15 protein-coding genes are annotated in these 16,433 nt (G+C 60.3%); 12 read left to right on the top strand and 3 right to left on the bottom strand.

What is annotated here, in order from left to right; translation table 11 throughout:
• Positions 1-60: 60 nt before the first annotated feature.
• From dacB to AADW57_RS14450, 6 genes are all read left to right on the top strand, one after another.
• Positions 61-1,509, top strand: coding sequence for a D-alanyl-D-alanine carboxypeptidase/D-alanyl-D-alanine endopeptidase (gene dacB / locus AADW57_RS14475; protein ID WP_341667597.1), 1,449 nt, complete (start codon positions 61-63; stop codon positions 1,507-1,509).
• 70 nt (positions 1,510-1,579) lie between these two features.
• A complete protein-coding gene (gene upp / locus AADW57_RS14470; RefSeq protein WP_341667596.1) occupies positions 1,580-2,215 on the top strand; it encodes a uracil phosphoribosyltransferase in 636 nt (211 codons plus the stop codon).
• Between the two features lie 121 nt (positions 2,216-2,336).
• On the top strand, positions 2,337-3,053 hold the full coding sequence (locus tag AADW57_RS14465; RefSeq protein WP_341667595.1) for a hypothetical protein: 717 nt from the start codon (positions 2,337-2,339) through the stop codon (positions 3,051-3,053).
• A 154-nt stretch (positions 3,054-3,207) separates the two neighbouring features.
• Positions 3,208-3,525, top strand: coding sequence for a DUF883 family protein (locus tag AADW57_RS14460; RefSeq protein ID WP_341667594.1), 318 nt, complete (start codon positions 3,208-3,210; stop codon positions 3,523-3,525).
• 148 nt (positions 3,526-3,673) lie between these two features.
• On the top strand, positions 3,674-4,063 hold the full coding sequence (locus AADW57_RS14455; protein ID WP_341667593.1) for a phage holin family protein: 390 nt from the start codon (positions 3,674-3,676) through the stop codon (positions 4,061-4,063).
• Entirely contained in the window at positions 4,060-4,443 is a 384-nt protein-coding gene (locus AADW57_RS14450; protein WP_341667592.1) for a hypothetical protein, read from the top strand. Before AADW57_RS14455 ends, AADW57_RS14450 begins: the two co-directional genes overlap by 4 nt.
• A 69-nt stretch (positions 4,444-4,512) precedes the next feature.
• Here the strand turns inward: AADW57_RS14450 and AADW57_RS14445 are convergent, their stop codons facing one another.
• Positions 4,513-6,057 (bottom strand): UbiD family decarboxylase, encoded by a 1,545-nt coding sequence (locus AADW57_RS14445; RefSeq protein WP_341667591.1) that lies wholly within the window; start codon positions 6,055-6,057, stop codon positions 4,513-4,515.
• Positions 6,058-6,137: 80 nt separating this feature from the next.
• On the opposite strand from AADW57_RS14445, the gene AADW57_RS14440 reads away from it, so the two are divergent.
• Positions 6,138-6,971, top strand: coding sequence for a lytic transglycosylase domain-containing protein (locus AADW57_RS14440; protein ID WP_341667590.1), 834 nt, complete (start codon positions 6,138-6,140; stop codon positions 6,969-6,971).
• A gap of 19 nt (positions 6,972-6,990) precedes the next feature.
• Here the strand turns inward: AADW57_RS14440 and AADW57_RS14435 are convergent, their stop codons facing one another.
• A complete protein-coding gene (locus AADW57_RS14435; protein ID WP_341667589.1) occupies positions 6,991-8,151 on the bottom strand; it encodes a pyridoxal phosphate-dependent aminotransferase in 1,161 nt (386 codons plus the stop codon).
• A gap of 144 nt (positions 8,152-8,295) precedes the next feature.
• On the opposite strand from AADW57_RS14435, the gene AADW57_RS14430 reads away from it, so the two are divergent.
• The 4 genes from AADW57_RS14430 to AADW57_RS14415 all read left to right on the top strand — a co-directional run bounded on the left by AADW57_RS14430 (position 8,296) and on the right by AADW57_RS14415 (position 13,323).
• A complete protein-coding gene (locus AADW57_RS14430) occupies positions 8,296-9,195 on the top strand; it encodes a hypothetical protein (protein ID WP_341667588.1) in 900 nt (299 codons plus the stop codon).
• Between the two features lie 160 nt (positions 9,196-9,355).
• Positions 9,356-11,650 carry an NADP-dependent malic enzyme gene (locus AADW57_RS14425; protein WP_341667587.1) on the top strand — a complete coding sequence of 765 codons (2,295 nt, stop codon included), beginning with the start codon at positions 9,356-9,358 and terminating at the stop codon, positions 11,648-11,650.
• Positions 11,651-11,659: 9 nt separating this feature from the next.
• The gene (locus AADW57_RS14420; protein ID WP_341667586.1) at positions 11,660-12,859 is read left to right on the top strand and encodes a patatin-like phospholipase family protein; all 1,200 of its coding nucleotides are present in this window, start codon (positions 11,660-11,662) and stop codon (positions 12,857-12,859) included.
• A complete protein-coding gene (locus AADW57_RS14415) occupies positions 12,856-13,323 on the top strand; it encodes a barstar family protein (protein WP_341667585.1) in 468 nt (155 codons plus the stop codon). Before AADW57_RS14420 ends, AADW57_RS14415 begins: the two co-directional genes overlap by 4 nt.
• Before the next feature lie 99 nt (positions 13,324-13,422).
• On the opposite strand, the gene AADW57_RS14410 is transcribed toward AADW57_RS14415, so the two are convergent.
• Positions 13,423-14,151 (bottom strand): 16S rRNA (uracil(1498)-N(3))-methyltransferase, encoded by a 729-nt coding sequence (locus AADW57_RS14410; protein WP_341667584.1) that lies wholly within the window; start codon positions 14,149-14,151, stop codon positions 13,423-13,425.
• 230 nt (positions 14,152-14,381) lie between these two features.
• On the opposite strand from AADW57_RS14410, the gene tkt reads away from it, so the two are divergent.
• Entirely contained in the window at positions 14,382-16,427 is a 2,046-nt protein-coding gene (gene tkt / locus AADW57_RS14405) for a transketolase (protein ID WP_341667583.1), read from the top strand.
• Positions 16,428-16,433: the final 6 nt, after the last annotated feature.

The raw sequence follows: 16,433 nt of genomic DNA, 5'->3' as shown, positions 1-16,433 counted from the left end.
CCGGCGTTTTTCTTTCGGTATGCTTTGGACTTTCCGGAACGATCCGTTGGAGATGCGCACATGAAGGCCCTGATGGCAAAGCCAGTAATCAATCGCTGCAAGCAACTGGCCTTGGCCACTTTGTTGACTGTGCATGGGGCCACGCTGGCGTGGGCGCAAGCCCTGCCGCCTGAGCTGGCCTCGGTATGGGGAGCCAGCCGCCTGCCGCAGTCTGCGCTGTCCATCGTGGTGGACGAGGCTGAGGGGCCGCGTCTGATCGGCGTCAACCCCCAGGAGCCGCGCAACCCGGCTTCGGTCATGAAACTGGTCAGCACCTGGGCCGGCCTGTCAGCGCTTGGGCCGGAATACACCTGGCGTACCACGCTAATGGCCCAAGGCGGTTTGCAGGTGGATGCGCAAGGAACCTTGAAAGGGCCTTTATATATCAAGGCAGGCGGTGATCCATTTCTGACCGTGCCTCAACTGTGGGACATGCTGCGCGAACTGCGCTTGCGCGGCGTAAAAAATTTGACGGAAGTGGTGGTGGATCGTTCCATTTTCGGCAATGTCGCCATTAACCCGGGCGACTTCGACAATGCGGGTGACCGCCCCTACAATGCCAGCCCCGACGCCATGATGGTCGGCCTGGGGGCGTCCCGCTTGGTGTTCCAGCCCGACCAGCAAGCACGCAAGTGGATTGCTATCGTCGATCCGCCGCTGCCGGGTGTCCGGGTCCAGGGTGAGCTCGAGTGGTCGACCGCTGCCTGCCCCGGGTCTCCGGCTGTGGGCACGCAGATTGCTGCGCAAGGCACTGAAATAGTGATCCGCGTCAGCGGCAAGGCGGCAGCGTCTTGCGGGGAATTCAGCGTCTACCGTCTGGTGCATTCGCAGACCGAGTTTTTCGATAAGTTGTTCCGCTCCTTGTGGCGCGATCTGGGCGGTACGCTGGCCCGAGATATACGTTCCGGCCGGGTTCCGGGCAATGCCCAGGCCATTACCTGGCACGACTCGCGTTCGCTCTCGGACTTGATCCGCATCGTCAACAAGCAAAGCAATAACGTCATGGCCCGGACAGTGCTGTTGACCGTCGGCGCCGAAACCAGCGGGCAGGGTGCCACCGTAGCCAGTGGCGAACGTGCTGTTATGGCCATTCTGAATCGTCAAGGCGTGGATACACGCGGCTGGGTTGTGGACAATGGTTCCGGCCTGTCGCGCAATGGCCGCATCACCGCTGGCGGCATGGCCGATATGCTCAAGGTCGCCTGGCGCTCGAACTGGATGCCGGAATATATTTCTTCGTTCGCCATTTCGGGCGTGGACGGTACTGTGCGTGGACGTCTACGCGATGATGAAGTCCAGGGCCGTGCCCATTTAAAGACCGGCACGCTGCGCGACAGCCGGGCTCTGGCCGGCTACGTGCTGGGGGCCAGCGGAAAGCGGTATATTGTCGTCATGATGGTCAATGACGAGCGTTCGGCCTCTGCGCGGCCTTTTTTCGATGCCGTGATCAAGTGGCTGGCCGTACGTTGACCCTTTTTATTGTTCGGGGCCGTCGCGGCTCCCCATTGTTTTTATCTGTACCTCTATCGAGCAGGCAACCATGCCCATACACGAAATACGCCACCCTCTGATCCGCCATAAGCTGGGCTTGATGCGCAAGGCGGAGCTGAGCACCAAAAACTTTCGCGAAATGTCCCAGGAAATCGCGGCGCTGCTGACGTACGAAGCCTGTAAGGATCTGCCCCTGGAGCCGACCAGCATCGAAGGCTGGTGTGGTCAGGTCGAAGTCGAAAAGCTGGCGGGCAAGAAAGTGACGGTGGTGCCGATTCTGCGGGCGGGCATAGGCATGCTCGATGGCGTGCTCAGCCTGATTCCGGGTGCCAAGGTCAGCGTCATCGGCATTGCCCGCAACGAGGAAACCCTGCAGGCCCAGACCTATCTGGAGCGGTTGGTGGGCGAACTGGATCAGCGTCTGGCCCTGATTGTCGATCCTATGCTGGCGACTGGCGGCTCTATGGTCGCCACCATCGATCTGCTCAAGAAGGCAGGGTGCAAGAATATTCGCGCCTTGGTGTTGGTGGCAGCCCCCGAAGGGATCGCCACACTTGAAAAACACCATCCCGACGTGCATATCTATACGGCATCTATCGATAGCCATCTGGATGAAAGCGGTTATATCGTGCCAGGCTTGGGCGATGCGGGCGACCGTATTTTCGGCACGCGCCAAAAGGACTGAGCACGCCCTGGAACGATTGACCGTTGTCGTGGTTTTTTACAATCCTTTGCCAAGGCGCAATCTAGCCGTCGCTATAAATGGGGTAGGATGAATTGTGATTCCTTGGAGTAAACGGAAGATCATGAAATTGTCAGTCTGGTTCACACTCCCGCTCGTGATGTTGTTGGGTCTGGGTACAGCCCGGGCCGGCCTGTGCGATGTGCCTTTTATGCATGATGGCGGCCAGGTGCAACTGAGCGGCTCGGGGTTTTTGGCTCTGGGAGCCGATCTGGCTTTTTCTGATGTGCGCAAATCGGGCGGTGATCAGTGCAGCGCACGGGTACGTGGTCGCGCCAGCGTCGCCTTGGCAGGCTTGCCGGCCGGCAAGCCTGATATCGATTACATCATGACCGTGCGCGATGGTCGGGCCAGTTTTCAGCGCGACGACGGCCAAGGTGGCCTGGAACCGGTCAAAGGCTCGTTCGATCTGCGTCTGGTCGGCCTTTTTTCATACGATCGCAATGCGTTGCGTGAAGGTCAGACATTCCCGCGTCAAGACTTCCAGATCCAGCTGGACAAACGGGCGCAGGCCGATCCTTTGCGCATCCGTACCGGTGCCAAGACGGTGGGGCCGGTCCAGACCATAGAAACATCGCTGGGCAGGCACGAGTGCTGGCCCATCCGTTATCAACGCGATATAGAACCCACCCAGGCCAGCTTCAGTGGCATCAGCCTGCCTATCCCCGGCATCAACTCTCAGGTTACCGATTGGTATTGCCCGGATGTGCAAATGGTCATGAAGCAGGAAAGCGTACAGAACGGCGTTGCGTCCCTTGTCGATGTAACGCACATGAAGTAAACCTGTCTGGCAGGTGCCGCCAGAGCGGCGGCTTCATTTTATTGCCTGCGGCGGATGTTCGCGTCGTTGGCGATATTGATCCGGCGCACCCATGCGCCACCCACTTGGCGATACGTGTTGCATGCGTATCCCTTTCAACCACAAGGAGCTGTATATGGCAATCAAGAAAAGTGTGGATACCAGCGAAGAAACCTTTATTGCTGACGTCAAGGCCAGCCTGGACGAAGCCGAGAAGCTCCTGCGCGAAGCGGCTGACGCCACGGGTGACAAGGCCGGAGAATTGCGTGAAAAAGCGTTGCGTTCGCTGCGCTCGACCCGCGATACGTTGCACGATGCCCAGGAAGCCGTGGTTGAGCGCGGCGTGCGCGCTGCCAAGGCGACCGACCACTATGTGCATGACAATCCCTGGCAGGCCATTGGCATTGCCGGTGTGGTTGGCCTGATGTTCGGCATGCTGATGTGCCGTCGCTAAGACCCGCATGTGTTTGGCTACGCGGCTTTTGGGCCGCGTAGTGGATGTGTCTGCTGCCGGCGGCGCTGTTGCGGTGCCGGCAGCCTTCTATGAACCAGGCGCTCGTCATTGCGGGCAATGATCGGGCACCGCGTAGCAGGAACCCATTATGGCGCTTCGGCAATCCGTCAGTGAACTGGGCTCGACCTTGGTGTCGTCCGCCCGTACCCGTCTCGAACTGTTTGCGCTCGAAGCCGGGCAGCAAAAGACCAGTCTGATATCTTTGCTGAGCATGTTGTTTGGTGCCTTGCTGTTTTCTACGCTGGCCGTGCTGGTGTTCAGCCTGTTGCTGGCTTTGTATTTCTGGCCGACGGACTACCGCTATGTCGCCTTGGGTTTTCTGGTGGTGGTGTACGCAGCCCTGGGCATAGGCTTGTTTCTGGCGGTGCGCCGGCGCCTGACCACAGGCCCGATTCCATTTTCTGCCACATTGGACGAACTACGCCGCGATGCAGCGTTTTTGGAACGCTTGGGCGATAAGGTGGGAGAGCGCGAATGACAGCGAAAGAAAGTATGAATGCGCAGGAACGTGCTATTCGTATCGAATTGTTGCGTGCCCGTGCTGCTCTGGAGCGCCAGGCTTTGTCCCAACAGATTCATGTTCTGGGCGAGGACTTGCGACCCGGCAATCTGTTGCGCAGTGTGGCCCCTTCGGGGCGTAGTGTAGGCGGGTTGCTGACCAGTGCCCTGACCTTGACGCGCCGCTACCCCTTGTTGTTGTCGGGGGCATCGACGTTGTTAAGCAGCCTGGGTGGGCGGTGGGTGCGCTTGGGCGCACTGGCCTTGACTGGCTGGAAACTCTACAGCGCGGCAACAAGCCAGCAGCGCAAAAAAAGCGAACAGGTGTTGGTGCCGGTACGGCGCGATTCAGACGGCTGACATTCATTATCCATCTGCATGCAAAAAACCGGCCTGGGCCGGTTTTTTGTTGTGTCGTCCATGCGGTGGCTAGATGCCCAGCGACTCCCAGATACTGTCTACTTTTTGCTTGGTGTCCTGGTCCATCTTGATAGGCGTGCCCCATTCGCGCTGGGTCTCGCCCGGCCATTTGTTGGTGGCGTCCAGCCCCATTTTGCCGCCTAGTCCTGATACCGGCGAGGCGAAATCCAGATAGTCGATAGGGGTGTTTTCCACCAGCACGGCATCGCGCACCGGGTCCATGCGGGTGGTCATGGCCCAGATGACTTCTTTCCAGTCGCGCGTGTTCACGTCTTCGTCCACCACCACAATGAACTTGGTATACATGAACTGGCGCAGAATGCTCCAGACGCCGAACATCACGCGCTTGGCGTGGCCCGCATACTGTTTGCGAATCGATACGACGGCCAGCCGGTAGCTACAGCCTTCGGGGGGCAGGTAAAAGTCAACGATCTCGGGCAACTGTTTGCGCAGCAGCGGTACGAATACCTCGTTCAGGGCCACGCCCAGCACGGCGGGCTCGTCGGGCGGCTTGCCGGTATAGGTGCTGTGATAGATGGGTTTGCGGCGCATCGTAATGCGCTCTACCGTAAATACGGGGAACCAGTCCTGCTCGTTGTAGTAGCCGGTATGGTCGCCATAGGGGCCTTCCAGCGCCATCTCGTAGTCGCTGGCGGCCGGTGGGTTGACGCCTTCGGGAACGACCGGTGCCAGGGCGTCGGGGTGGGTGCTGGGCAGGATGTGGCCTTCCAGTACGATTTCCGCCCAAGCCGGCACAGACAGCTCGCTGCCCAGCGCCTTGGCCACTTCGGTGCGTGAACCGCGCAGCAGGCCAGCAAACTGGTATTCGGACAGGCTGTCGGGCACCGGAGTGACTGCACCCAGAATGGTTGCCGGGTCGGTGCCCAGCGCCACGGCAATGGGAAAGGGTTGCCCTGGGTGGGCCAGCGCATGGTCGCGAAAATCCAGTGCGCCGCCGCGATGCGACAGCCAGCGCATGATAAGTTTGTTGCGGCCGATCAGTTGCTGGCGGTAGATGCCTAGGTTCTGTCGTTTGGCATGCGGCCCTTTGGTGATGACCAGTCCCCAGGTCAGCAGCGGGGCGATGTCGCCAGGCCAGCACAGTTGCAGTGGAATCTGGTTCAGGTCCACGTCTTTGCCTTCCAGAACCATCTCCTGGCAGGCGGGCGAGCGCACGTTCTTGGGGCTCATGTCCCAGAGCGCGGACTTCAGCATGGACACTTTGGCCAATGCATCGCGCATGCCACGTGGCGCTTCGGGCTCTTTCAGGGTGGCCAGCAGTTCGCCGGTCTCGCGCAGGGCCGATACGTCCTCGGCACCCATGCCCAGGGCCACGCGCTGTGGCGTGCCGAACAGATTGGTCAACACCGGCATGGCAGCCGCAGCGCCATTGTGCTGTGCGTTCTCAAACAGCAAGGCCGGGCCGCCTGAGCGCAGGACGCGGTCGCTGATCTCCGTCATCTCCAGGCGTGTGGACACCGGCTGCGTAATCCGCTTCAGATCGCCCCGGGCTTCAAGTTGGGCAATAAAGTCCCTCAAGTCACGGTATTTCACAGATGAAAGTGGCTCCGGTTACATATGGTTTGGTGGTTAAGGTTAACATCGGGCAGTCTGCAAAACTAAGGATCACCCTCATGGCCTTCCCGGAATTGGACCATGTGCTCAGCCGTTCCGCGCGCACCCTGACGTATCGCGTCGGCGAGCTGGTGCATGTCTGTGCCATGTATCTGGGCATTGCCGTGTTGGTCACGATTGCCGCCTGCGTGGTCGTGCCCTCGATGCGCGCCCAGTTTAACCAGCTTTATACCGGCCTCGTGCAAACCTTGCGTCCCGAAGCTGTCAAGTACGATGCTTACAGCCAGGCGGTCTGGCCTGCCGAGCAGCAGGATACGCCCGAGGACGGCGAGTCGCTGACGGCCGACGAGCAGCGTCAGGCGGTGTCTGCGTATCAGGGCTTCATGCGTAATTTACGCGCATCTGTGGCCGGGCAGCCGGTGGCCGGCGTCTCGCCTGCGCAGATTCAGGCCTTGCGCAGCTATCTGGCCCGCAAGTACAAGATTGCGCACTCGGTGGCCGGGGCCTTGATTCACACGGCGTTTATCGTGGGCAAGGAGAAAAACCTGGACCCCCAGCTGATTCTGGCGGTCATTGCCATCGAGTCACGGTACAACCCGTATGCAGAAAGTCATGTCGGCGCGCAAGGGCTGATGCAGGTCATGACCAAGGTGCACAAGGAAAAATTCGATATCTACATGGAAGGCACGTTGGCGGTTCTGAGCCCCGAAGCCAATATTCGCGTCGGGGCCCAGATCCTGTCCGATTGCATACGGCGGCGTGGTTCGCTGGAAGGGGGCTTGGCCTGCTATGTAGGGGCCACCGGGCCTAGCGATGGTGGCTATGGAGCCAAAGTCTTGTCCGAACGCCGCCGCATCGCCCTGGCTTCCGGAATTCCTGTCCGGGCGCGTTGAGCGCGCCCGTTTTTTACGTTCAGCGATTCAGGAAGCGGTCCAGGCGGTCAATAGCTTCCTGCAGGCGGTCCATGCCGGTTGAGTAGGCCAAGCGTAGTGTATAGGGAGCGTGCGCCAGTCCGAAGTCGCGGCCCGGAACAGCCGCCACGCCCGCTTCGTGCAGCAGTTGGTGCGAAAAGGCGTCGCTGTCCTGGCTGTGTTCGCGGATGTCGGTGTAAATGTAGAACGCGCCATCGGGGCGCACCGGCACACGGAGCCCCAACCGTTCCAGTTCAGGCAGCAGGTAGTCGCGACGTTGCTTGAAAGCCAGGCGTCGCTCTTCGTAGATGGCCATGGTTTCTGGCTCGAAGCAGGCCAGGGCGGCATGTTGCGCCAGCGAGGGTGCGCAGATCGCCAGGCTGGAGGCCATGCGCTCGCAGGTGGCCGTCATCCAGGAAGGGGTGATCATCCAGCCAAGGCGCCAGCCTGTCATGTGGAAATACTTAGAAAAACTGTTGATGACGATGATGTCCTGATCCAGAGTCAGGGCGCTGAGCGGCGCTTCGTCGTAGAACAGACCCAGATAGATCTCGTCCATGATGATAAAGCCGTCCCGGGCGCGCACTTCGGCGATCAGCTCTTTCAGGGCAGGGCGCGAAATGGTGGCTCCGGTCGGATTGCTGGGCGAGGCGATGAGCACGCCGCGCGTGGCTGGGCCCCAGTGCTGGCGGATATGCTCGGCGCTAAGCTGAAAACGCTCGTCGGCACTGGCCGGGATCAAGCGCGCTATGCCGCCCGCGGCAGTGATGAAGTTCTGGTTGGCCGGGTACGAAGGGTCGGGCATCAGCACTTCGTCGCCGGGGTTGATCAGGGCCAGCGTGGCCAGCGATAAGGCTCCCGAGGCTCCTGCCGTGATTAGGATGCGCGCAGGATCGACGCGCGCCCGGAACTGCTGTTCGTAGTACAGCGCAATGCGTTCACGCAAAGCGGCCAGTCCCGCCGGAGCGGTGTATTGGCCCAGGCCTTGGGAGGTCGCTGTATGCAAGGCGTCGACTACGGCCGGCGGGGCCGTGAAGTCCGGTTCGCCTATGCCCAGGCTGATGATGTCTCGACCCGTGGCCTGCAGGGCATGGGCTTGTTTGAAGAGTTCTACGGCATGAAAAGGAACGACCAGTTCGGTGCGGCTGGCGAGGCGGGACATACGGCGAATCTCGGGTAAAAAGTGTATTGTAGTGCCTTGCCCCGAAGGGGCAGCGGGTGTGGGCGGGCCGTGGGCGTTCATGCTGTTGCGGATACGCCTTTGGTCCCGGTCTACTCCAGTTTAGGTCTGTTGCAGGAAAAGTCTATGGTATCTCCCTCCCGGCGTGCATTTTTGATGGGGCGTCGTCCACCCCAGACAGCATGGCAGGCGTTTTGCTCGCGTCTGGCGGGTCGGGTTCAAGGCGTCTTTTTGGGTTTGAGTGACGAGCCGGGGCTTGAGCAGGCCAGGCTGGTGCCCGATTCCAGTGCCGATGTGCATATGGCGCTGACCTTGTCGGACGAGTATGGCATTGCCATCGGGCTGGAGGGTGTGCCGCTGGCGCACGAAGCCGAAGGCCCTACCCTGTGGCTGGCACCGGGGCGCCAGTTGGCTCGGTGCGAACGTCTTGAACCGGGGTCGTCGTTGTGGTTTGTGCAGCCGGGCTGTCTGGTGGGTGAACTGGAGGCCCACGGTTTTGCAGGAATGGCGCACCTGCCTCCCGACCTGAGCGTGGGGGCCTGGCTGGCCGACCGCCGCCTGCATGCCTGGCCCGCAGGGCATACGGCTTTGTCCGGCTTGCGACATTGTTCCATCTTGCTGGCCGACAATACCCAGGCGGCGCTCGGGCCGTTCGGTCAGGACAACCGTAATCCGCTGGACAGTTTACGTCTTCAGCAACTGATTCCCGCCTTGTTCCGCTTGATGGCCGGCCCCGACGCGCAGGCCTTGCTGGAAGGAGAGTGGCCTGGCCGTTATCGTCTGGACGCCTTGCAACCGCAGGGACAGGAGGGGATCAATCTGGCGCATTTGTTATTGGGCCACGGCGGTGATCTGGCCTGGGTGGAGTGGGTGGTGTTGGATCAGCACCTGCAAGCGGGGACGGCACCCGATTCCTGGACTTGGCCTGGCGGGCAGGGGTCCTGGCAGGGACAGGAACTAGACAGCCAGATCAAGGCGTTGTTCGATCCTACCGGGCGTTTTCCGCATCCTGGTCAGGACTTGTAGCCTGTTTGTCCTGGCCGCTCTTGTGCCAGTGGGGCGCTCAAGGGCTAGAATGACCGTTGTCCCATTCAAAGCAGGGACAACGCCACCGGAGCCTGGCGCATGTTTATGTCCGCATCAGGAAATCCGGTTCGTTCAATGGATTTTTGCGTAGGTGCACAGCATGGATGCCAATTTTCGGAAAGCGGCCCTGGAATATCACGAACAGGGGCGACCCGGAAAGTTGTCGGTCACACCGACCAAACAATTATCCAACCAGCGGGATCTGGCCCTGGCCTATTCGCCCGGCGTGGCCGCCGCCTGCGAGGAAATCGTGGCCGACCCCCAAAATGCCTTCCGCTATACAGGCCGGGGCAATCTGGTGGGCGTAATCTCCAACGGCACCGCCGTGCTGGGTCTGGGCAATATAGGCGCATTGGCTTCCAAGCCTGTCATGGAAGGCAAGGCAGTGCTGTTCAAGAGCTTTGCCGGCCTGGATGTGTTCGATATCGAAATCAACGAAACCGATCCGGACAAGCTGGTGGACATCATCGCCGGTCTGGAGCCGACCTTCGGCGGCATCAACCTGGAAGATATCAAAGCGCCGGAATGCTTCGAGGTCGAGCGCAAATTGCGCGCGCGCATGAGCATTCCCGTGTTCCACGACGATCAGCACGGTACGGCCATTTGTGTCACCGCCGCCTTTCTGAACGGCTTGAGCGTGGTGGGCAAGGACATAAAGACAATCAAGCTGGTTACGTCCGGTGCCGGCGCGGCCGCCTTGGCTTGTCTGGACCTGATGGTGGATATGGGCCTGCCCGAAGAAAATGTCTGGGTCACCGATATCGACGGCGTGGTCTATCAAGGCCGCCCCGGCCATCAGGTGCCTGAGCTGGCTCGGTTTGCCAAACAGACCGATGCGCGCGTGCTGGCCGATGTGATCGATGGCGCGGATGTGTTCCTGGGCCTGTCGGCCGGCGGCGTGCTCAAGCCCGAGATGCTCCAGAAAATGGCCGTCCGTCCCCTGATCCTGGCACTGGCCAATCCGAATCCGGAAATCTTGCCCGAAGACGCGCATGCCGTGCGTGACGATGTGGTCATGGCCACAGGCCGTTCGGACTATCCGAATCAGGTCAATAATGTGCTGTGCTTCCCGTATATCTTTCGCGGCGCGTTGGATGTGGGAGCCACCACCATTACCCGTGGCATGGAAAAAGCCGCTGTGTTGGCCATCTGCCAACTGGCGCGCGAAGAGCAGGACGAAGGCGTAGCGGCGGCGTATGGTCTGGACGAAGTTTCTTTCGGCCCGGCTTTCTTTATTCCGCGTCCCTTCGATTCGCGCCTGATCGTGCGCATTGCTCCTGCTGTCGCCAAGGCCGCCATGGACGAAGGGGTCGCAACCCGTCCTATCCAGGATTTTGATAGCTACGTCTATCAGTTGCGTCAGTTCGTCTATAAATCGGGCTCGTTCATGAAGCCGATTTATTCGCTGGCCCGGGGGCTGGTGCAGGACGGCGGCAAGGCGCGCATTGTGTTTGCCGAAGGCGAAGACGAGCGTGTGTTGCGCGCCGTCCAGATCATTGTGGATGAGGGGCTGGCACGTCCCATTCTGGTGGGCCGTCCAGCCGTACTGCAGCAGCGTATCGAACGCTATGGACTGCGTCTGCGCCTGGGCGTGGATGTCGAGGTCACGAACCCAGAGCAGGATGATCGCTTTCATCAGTACTGGACCACCTATTGGGAAATCATGTCGCGGCGTGGCATCAGCAAGGAAATGGCCCGGGTGGAAATGCGCCGCCGTCCCACGCTGATCGGTGCCATGATGGTGCATCTGGGCGATGCCGACGGGCTGATCTGCGGCACGGTGGGCCGTTACGAGAATCACCTGGAGCTGGTGGATCAAGTCATCGGCAAGGCAGCGGGCGTGCAGACTTACGCCGCCATGAATATTTTGCTGCTCAGCGAACGTTCGGTAGCCCTTACCGATACACATATCAACCACGACCCGGATGCTTCCCAGGTGGCGGAAATCACGTTGGCGGCGGCCCGCAAGATGCGCCAGTTCAACATCGAACCCAAGGTGGCATTGCTGTCCAGCTCAAACTTCGGCACCAATGATGCGCCCGCCGGTGTCAAGATGCGTGCTGCGCTGGATATAGTCAGGCAGCAGGACCCCACGCTGGAGGTGGATGGCGAAATGCATGGCGACTGCGCCTTGGATGAAAAAGCTCGTGTGCAGATACTGCCCACGTCCACCCTGAGCGGCGAGGCCAATCTGCTGGTCTGCCCGAATGTAGAGGCCGGCAATATCGCCTACAACCTGCTCAAGACGGCCGCCGGCGGCAATGTCGCCATCGGGCCTTTTTTGCTGGGCGCGCGCGCGCCGGTGCACATCATGACCTCTACCTCGTCCGTGCGGCGCATCGTCAACATGACGGCCGTGACCGTGGTGGATGCCAACGTCGCCACCGTAGCCTGATTTCCCGCCATGATCTTTCGTACCTCGTCCCCCGTTGCATTGGTCCTGAACGGGGGCGGGGCGCGGGGTGCCTATCAGGCCGGCGTGCTGGCCGGTTTGCTGGAAATTCTGGACCCGCAGCGCAATCCAGAGTTCAGCAATCCGTTCGATATCATCTGTGGCTCCTCGGCCGGAGCCATTAATGCGGCTGGCCTGGCGTGCAAAGCCGACAGGCCGCACGACGCTGTGGATCACATACAACAATTGTGGTCGACGCTGAACAGCCACAATGTCTTTCATGCGGACCCGGTGCTGCTTTTGCGCACAGGCTTGCACTGGATGAGCACCTTGGCCCTGGGTTGGCTGATGCCGCGATTCCGGGAGCATACGCCCCATTCTTTGCTGGACAACGCACCGCTGCGTCGCTTGTTGGAGGGCAGTCTGGATTTCGAGCGCCTGCAGCGCAATTTAGCGTGCGAACACCTGGGGGCGCTGGCGATTACGGCAGCGGCCTATACCACGGGCGAACACCTTACTTTCTATCAGTCCGACCGGCGTATCCGGCCGTGGTCCCGCAGCCTGCGCCGCGCCATTCCGGGTGCCATCGGTGTAGACCACCTTATGGCTTCCAGTGCTATTCCCTTCGTGTTTCCTGCCCAGCCCCTGCTGGTGGGCGGGCAGACGCAGTGGTGCGGCGACGGAACCATGCGCCTGCTGGCTCCCATCAGTCCGGCTATTCACCTGGGCGCACGCAAGATCCTGATCGTGGGTACGGGATATGCCGATAACACCTACCGCAGCGAAGAACCGTCCGACCCACCGTATCCATCGCTGGCACAGATCAGTGGATATGCCTTGTCCAACATCTTTCTGGACAGCGTGTCAATGGATATTGAGCGTATGGAGCGCATTAATACGTTGCTTGCGTACATGCCCGCAAATGTATTACAAAGCCAATCGCTGCGTCCTGTCAGTACGTTTGCCATCACACCCAGCCGTTCGCTGGACGAAATTGCCACCCGGCATATCCATCAGATGCCAACTGCTGCACGTACCCTATTTCGAGTACTTGGTGTATCTTCAAAGTCCGGTCCGACTACAGGCGGCGCATTAATTTCATATTTGTTGTTCGAGCGCGGCTACACCCAAGAGCTGATCGAATTAGGAAAGACCGATACCATGAGTCGTCGTGAAGAAGTGATAGCGTTTTTTAAGGAGACGTCGAAATGAGCCAGCACCTTACTTTGCAAGCAGTCTTGCAGCAAGGCGGTTTAATCGACGCAGGCGGGTTGAAGACCGCCGACTTTCTGGAACAGGCCCAGGCCCACGGCCTGACGGCTTTGGTGGTGGAATGCGACCGGGCGCGCAACCGTTCGGCCGTGTTGCGCGCCGTGGTCAAGGCGGTGGATTTTCCCGAGTTCTTCGGTGGCAATCTTGACGCGTTATACGATTGCTTGTGCGATACCGTTCTGGACCAGAAAGCTGGTCTGGCTTTGTGGTTCGATCATTTGCATTCGGGCGATCCAGCCCTGGAAAAAGATGCCCAGGCCATTTTGCGTGTCTGTGACGATGTGCACGAATGGGCGTCCAACAATGACCGCCGTTTCGTCTATGCCGTGCTGCATGCCGGCAAGCATCCCGACCCCGAGCTGGGCGAGGCCCCCATGCCATACTCCAGTCAGGATGACGATTGATGGTGTTGATCGTCCAGTCCGACGCCTTGGGACGACGCCAAGGCAAGTAAGGGCCGTGTGGCCTGACCGTAAAAACTCCGGCATTGCGCCGGAGTTTTTTTATTCCCAGCCTTGTAGCGCGCTGATGGCCGAGGTCAGGGCCAGAGCGGCTGTCTCGGTGCGCAAGACACGGTGGCCGAAACGGATGGCACGGGCCTGTGCCTGCACTGCGCTGGCGCGTTCTTGTTCGGCCCAACCGCCTTCGGGGCCGATCAGCAGCACAACGTCGTGATGTTCTGGAGCCAGTGTCTGTGCCAGCGTTTGTTCGGCATCTGGGTCGCAAAACAAGTGCAGTCCCTGCGCGGCTTGCTGCCAATATTCGGCCAAGGTGACAGGTTCGGCCAGTTCCATTAAACGGTTGCGTCCGCATTGTTCGCTGGCCGACTCAATGACGCGTTGCCAATGCACCAGTCGTTTGGCCTGACGTTCGGCATTGAGCTGCAGCACGCTGCGGCGGGCTCGTATGGGCACGAAGCGGCGCACGCCAAGCTCGACGGATTTTTCGATGATCCAGTCCATTTTGTCGCCTGCGGCTATGCCCTGCAGCACGGTAATGTTGCCGTTCAGCTCGGTGGGCGGGGTCTGCGCCTGCCCTAGCGATGCGCGGCCTTTCTTGCCTTCTATGTGCAGGGTGGCCGGGTACTGGGCTCCGTGTCCGTCAAACAGCAGGATATCGGCACCGTCGGTCAGACGGAGCACGCGGATCGCATGATGGGCCAGCGCTTCAGGCAGGGCGATGTCCGCGCCGGCCTCCAGGGGGAGTGGATGGTAAAAACGGGGAGCCGCCATAATTGGACACCAACAAACACAAAAAACGGCACAAGCATACCGTACCCGGACGCCCCGGTGAATCGCCATGCGAACGGGCTCATCCGGGCTCGTGAGTCCTGAGCGGGCGGGACAGTGAACGCGCTGCCAAGCGCCAGCAATGCTAAAATAGCGCGTTTTATAAACCAATCAGGGCCGTGGGCCGTCCGCAATGTCGGACCTGCCGCTCCGCGCGCCCCAACGAGCTTCTAATGGATCTTGCGTCAGCCTCTGATAAACCCCTAGCCAATGCCATCCGCGCCTTGTCTATGGATGCCGTGCAACAAGCTAATTCGGGTCACCCCGGTGCGCCTATGGGCATGGCCGATATTGCCCAGGTCCTGTGGTCCCGGCACCTGAAACACAACCCGTCGGACCCGGCTTGGTTTGATCGCGACCGCTTTGTGTTGTCAAACGGCCACGGTTCCATGCTGATCTACGCCTTGCTGCACCTGTCGGGTTACGACCTGCCCATGGACGAGTTGCGCAATTTCCGTCAGATGCATTCGCGCACCCCAGGCCACCCCGAAGTGGGCATTACGGCCGGCGTGGAAACAACCACGGGTCCGTTGGGCCAGGGTCTGGGTAACGCCGTCGGCTTTGCTCTGGCTGAAGCCCTGTTGGCCCGCGAATTCAACCGCGACGGGCACGATATCGTCGATCACCTGACTTGGGTGTTTGCCGGAGACGGCTGCCTGATGGAAGGTGTGTCCCACGAAGCGTGTTCGCTGGCCGGTACCTGGAAACTGTCCAAGTTGGTCGTGCTGTACGACGATAACGGCATTTCCATCGATGGCAAGGTCGAAAACTGGTTCGGCGACGATACGCCTGCCCGCTTTGAAAGCTATGGCTGGAACGTGATCCGCGCTGTTGACGGTCACGATGCCGCGTCGATCCACAACGCGATCGAACAGGCTCGCCGCAACGCGAAAGAGGGCACAGGCCCCACCCTGATCTGCTGCCGTACCGTGATCGGCAAGGGCGCTCCTAACGCCGCCGGTTCCGAAAAAGTCCACGGTGCTCCTCTGGGCGCTGATGAAATCGCCGCCACCCGTGCCGCGCTGGACTGGAACCACGGTCCCTTTGAGATTCCTCAGGAAGTCTACCAAGGCTGGGATTGCCGCGAGAAAGGTGGTGCCCAGCAAGCAGAGTGGCAACAGCGTTTTGACGCCTACAGCCAGGCTTACCCTGAACTGGCTGCAGAACTGGCCCGTCGCCTGAAAGGCGAACTGCCGGCTGATTACAGCGCCAGGGTTCAAGCCTTCATCGACGAAACAGCCCAGAAAGCAGAAACCATTGCCTCGCGTAAAGCCTCGCAACTGGCCATCAGCGCTCTGGTCAATGTGTTGCCAGAAATGCTGGGCGGTTCCGCTGACCTGACCGGCTCGAACTTCACCGACTGGAAGGGTGCGCAAGCTGTGCGCGCTCACGCCGACGGTGTGCATTTTGGTCGCCACATCAACTACGGTGTGCGTGAATTCGGTATGGCTGCCATCATGAATGGCGTGGCCCTGCACGGTGGTTACCTGCCTTTTGGCGGCACCTTCCTGACGTTCTCCGACTACTCGCGCAACGCCATCCGCATGGCCGCCTTGATGAAGCAGCGTGTTGTACACGTATTCACCCACGACTCCATCGGTCTGGGCGAAGACGGTCCTACGCACCAGTCCATCGAGCATGCCAATAGCCTGCGCCTGATCCCCAACCTGCACGTCTGGCGTCCTTGCGACACGACTGAAACCGCCGTGGCCTGGGCCTGCTCGGTAGAGCGTCCCACCAGCATTGGCATGCATGTTCAGGACGGTGGCCCCAGCGCCTTGCTCTTGTCGCGCCAGAATCTGCCTTTTGTCGAGCGCGATGCGCAAACCATCCAGAACATCCGTCGTGGCGGCTACGTTCTGCGCGATGCGCAAGATGCGCGCGCCATCATCATGGCAACCGGTTCGGAAGTGGGTTTGGCTCTGCAGGCACAGGAGCAACTGGCTCAGCAAGGTATTGCGACCCGTGTGGTGTCCATGCCGTGTACTAATTTGTTTGATGCCCAGGACAAGCAGTGGCGCGATCAGGTTCTGACTCCCGGCATCCCGCGTGTGGCGGTTGAAGCCGGTACCACAGGCCTGTGGTTCAAGTACGTGGGCCTGGAAGGCGCTGTAGTGGGTATCGATACCTACGGCGAATCGGCTCCGGCTGGCGTCCTGTTCAAGCATTTTGGTCTGACAGCAGAGAAGGTTGCTGCGGCCGTTCAAGAAATTCTGTAATTGGAG

This window comes from Alcaligenes sp. SDU_A2 (genome assembly GCF_038237375.1).
GTDB lineage: Bacteria > Pseudomonadota > Gammaproteobacteria > Burkholderiales > Burkholderiaceae_B > Alcaligenes.
This window is presented reverse-complemented; position numbering and strand designations above follow the sequence as displayed.